Source organism: Xanthomonas sp. SHU 166 (genome assembly GCF_000364685.1).
Classification (GTDB): domain Bacteria; phylum Pseudomonadota; class Gammaproteobacteria; order Xanthomonadales; family Xanthomonadaceae; genus Xanthomonas_A; species Xanthomonas_A sontii.
This window is the reverse complement of record NZ_AQOJ01000059.1, coordinates 1-3,362: the sequence shown is the minus strand read 5'-3', so window position 1 is coordinate 3,362 and position 3,362 is coordinate 1. Positions and strand designations below refer to the sequence as shown.

Sequence of the window (3,362 nt, the reverse complement as noted above, 5' to 3'; positions counted from 1 at the left end):
GCCGCGGCCACGCCGCGCCGCGCGGCGATCGACACGATGCGCGGCACCATCCGCGCCGGCGCGGTGATCACCACCAGGTCCGGCACCCAGGGCAGGTCGGTGAGCCGGCGCACCGTGGGCACGCCGTCGATCTCGCGGTAGCGCGGGCTGACCCAGCCGATCTGCCCCGGGAACCCGGCCGCGCGCAGGCTGCGCACCACCGCCCGCCCGGCCGAACGCTCGCGCGGGCTGCCGCCGACGATGGCGACCGAGGCGGGGCGGAACACGGACTGCAGGTGATAGGTGCTCATGGCGGCGGCGGAGGCGAGCGAATGCGCTAACGGTACACGGCTGGCCGCGGCGCGGGGATGATCCGGGTCGCGCGCTGCGGCGTTGACGGCGATGCCGCGCATCCGGCGACAGCTGCGCTGGCGAGATTCCGGCCTCCGCGTGTCGGGGCTGAAGCCCCTCCCACAGGGAGCTTGGGTCGGCGGCCCGTTACGCACGCACGCGCGCTTGAGCGGAATCCGGAACGACACGGAACATTGCTGGACTTCCCGGTGTGGGAGGGGCTTCAGCCCCGACCCGACCAGGCCACAGAGACCAGGCGGCGGCGTACACCGGGTGCGCAGGGCAGGCGGCGCCGCCTTCCCCGCAGAAAGACCGCGCCAGACGGCTGCCCACCGCCGATCCTTCGCGGATCCGCCATGTCCATCGGAGCCCGTAGGCACAGCCCGGGTCAGCACCCGGTCGCATTGGCGGCCGCATAATGCGGCGATGGAGACGACTCGTGCATAGCGGCGGCCTGGAACTGGCGCTGGTGCTGCTGCTGGCCGCGGTGATCGCGGTGCCCGTGTTCAAGCGCCTGGGCCTGGGCGCGGTGCTGGCCTACCTGGCCGCGGGCGTGGTGCTGGGGCCGGACGGGCTGGGCTTCGTGCAGGACACCGAGCGCATCCTCAACGCCGCCGAGATCGGCGTGGTGATGCTGCTGTTCCTGATCGGCCTGGAACTGTCGCCGGCGCGCTTGAAGGTGATGCGGCATGCGGTGTTCGGTGCCGGCAGCGCCCAGGTCGCGCTGACCGCGCTGCCGCTGGGCGCGCTGGCGCTGTGCATGGGCCTGAACTGGAAGAGCGCGCTGGTGATCGGCCTGGCGCTGGCGCTGTCGTCCACCGCGGTGGGCCTGCAGCTGCTGGCCGAGCGCAAGGCGCTCAACAGCGACTACGGCCGGCTCGGCTTCGCCATCCTGCTGTTCCAGGACCTGATCGCGATCCCGCTGCTGGCCGCGGTGCCGCTGCTCGGCGGCGCCAAGAACGACACCCTGACCTGGACGGAAGTGGGCCAGGCGCTGGGCGCGCTGGCGCTGGTCGTGCTGTGCGGGCGCTTCGTGCTGCGCCACCTGTTCCGCACGGTGGCGCGCACGCGCATGCCCGAGGTGTTCACCGCCAGCGCGCTGCTGGTGGTGCTGGGCAACGCCTGGTTCCTGCAGAAGGCCGGGCTCAGCCCCAGCCTGGGAGCGTTCCTGGCCGGCGTGCTGCTGGCCGATTCGGAGTTCCGCCACGAACTGGAGGCGCAGATCGAGCCGTTCCAGGGCCTGCTGCTGGGCGTGTTCTTCATCGCCGTGGGCATGGGCATCGACCTGGACCGCATCGTCGCCGAGCCGTGGCTGATCGCCGGCGCCGTGGCCACGCTGTTGCTGGTCAAGTTCGCGCTGCTGGCCGGCATCGGCCGCGTGCTGCGCCTGCCCTGGCGCAGTGCGCTGCTGCTGGGCAGCTTGCTGTGGCTGGGCGGCGAGTTCGCCTTCGTGGTGTTCACTGAGGCGCAGCGCGTGCGCCTGCTCGACGACGCCACCCACGACCGCCTGGTCGCGGTGGTCGGCGTGTCGATGGCGCTGACGCCGCTGCTGCTGATCGGCATGCAGCGCCTGCTCGGCGGCAGTGAGGCCAGCAAGGGCAAGCAGCCACCATCGCCGGCCGCGCAGTACGACACCGTGGATGCGCAGCGCGCGCAGGTGCTGATCGCCGGCATGGGCCGCTTCGGCCAGATCGTGGCGCGCCTGCTGACCGCACAGCGCATCCCGTTCGTGGCGCTGGAACACAACCCGGACACGGTGGAGGACCTGCGCCGCTTCGGCAACCAGCTCTACTACGGCGACCCCAGCCGCCCGGACCTGCTGCGCGCGGCCGGCAGCGACGGCATCCGCATCTTCGTGGTGGCGATGGACGACCCGGAAACCAACATCAAGACCACGCGGCTGATCCGCCGGCTCTACCCCACCGCCAAGGTGCTGGCGCGCGCACGCAACCGCCAGCACGCCTGGCGACTGATGGACCTGGGTGCGGAGCCGTTCCGCGAAGTGTTCGCCTCCAGCCTGGAGCTGAGCGAGCAGGTGCTGCTCGGCCTGGGCCTGGACGCGGCGACCGCGCGCGACCGTATCGCCCGTTTCCGCGAGCACGACACGCAACTGCTGCGGGCCCAGCACCTGGTCTACGACGACGATGCGGCGGTGGTGCAGACCGCGCGTGCGGCGCGCGCCGACCTGACCAAGCTGTTCGAGGCCGACGTCAACGATCCGACGGCGGGGCCGGCGGCTACGGCGGGCGCGACAGGCGCGGAACAGCAGCGCAGTTGATGCGGGTGGCTTGGCCGCGCGGCCAACCGTGTCCCAGGAATGCGCTGCGTATGTGCGCTCGTCGCTGCCGACAACCGCGGTGGCGGTAGGTACGCCGTTGTCACGCGCGACAGATCGTGATTCGTGATGGGGACGCCGACGATTCGCCGAGGCACGTGCCCACTGCGTGGTGCGCGTGTAGTCGAGCGTGGTCGCGTCGGGGCTGAAGCCCCTCCCACACTGACGGTCGACAGCGTCCGCGGCGGTGACGCCCTTACTGGCTGCGACGACAGGGGCGGTGGGCTCCCACGGCATGCCGGCTTGCCAACGCCAATGCTCGGCAAGCGCGCTGTGTCCGCACGGCGCCAATCCTTCCATTGTGGGAGGGGCTTCAGCCCCGACTGCAGGATCCAGCCGCCGTGGCGGTGCCGCTCCTGCTGGCATGGAGGCATCTCCCCGAGCACCGGCGCTCACGCCGGCGCGCGGGGCATCGCTTCAGCCCTTGCGTGACGAACGCTTCGCTGCGGTGCCGCTGGCCGCGCGCTTGACGGTTTTCTTCGCGACTTTCTTCGCGACCTTCTTGGCCGCCGGCATCTTCACCGGCGCCGGGGCAGGCTTGCGCTTGGTCGACTTGCCTGGCTTCGCCGAAGCCGAGGCATCGCCCGCCTTGGCCCCGCCACGCTTCGGCGCCGGCGTCACCGGCCGGGTCTCGGTCGTGGCGGTGGCTTCCGGCGGTCGCCGCGGCGGCGGGCGGCGCCCGGCGGTGAGGGTGCGC

At 72.0% G+C, this 3,362-nt stretch carries 2 protein-coding genes and 1 pseudogene; 1 reads left to right on the top strand and 2 read right to left on the bottom strand.

Features of this window, described 5'->3' with window-relative positions:
* The coding region (locus D180_RS02630) for a CoA-binding protein (protein ID WP_198526503.1) at positions 1 to 290 on the bottom strand (290 nt) is incomplete at its 3' end.
* 479 nt (positions 291 to 769) lie between these two features.
* On the opposite strand from D180_RS02630, the gene D180_RS02625 reads away from it, so the two are divergent.
* Positions 770 to 2,608, top strand: coding sequence for a monovalent cation:proton antiporter-2 (CPA2) family protein (locus D180_RS02625; protein ID WP_017911568.1), 1,839 nt, complete (start codon positions 770 to 772; stop codon positions 2,606 to 2,608).
* A 474-nt stretch (positions 2,609 to 3,082) separates the two neighbouring features.
* On the opposite strand, the pseudogene D180_RS02620 reads toward D180_RS02625, so the two are convergent.
* Positions 3,083 to 3,362, bottom strand: a pseudogene (locus D180_RS02620) (glucose-6-phosphate dehydrogenase); the annotation flags it as partial.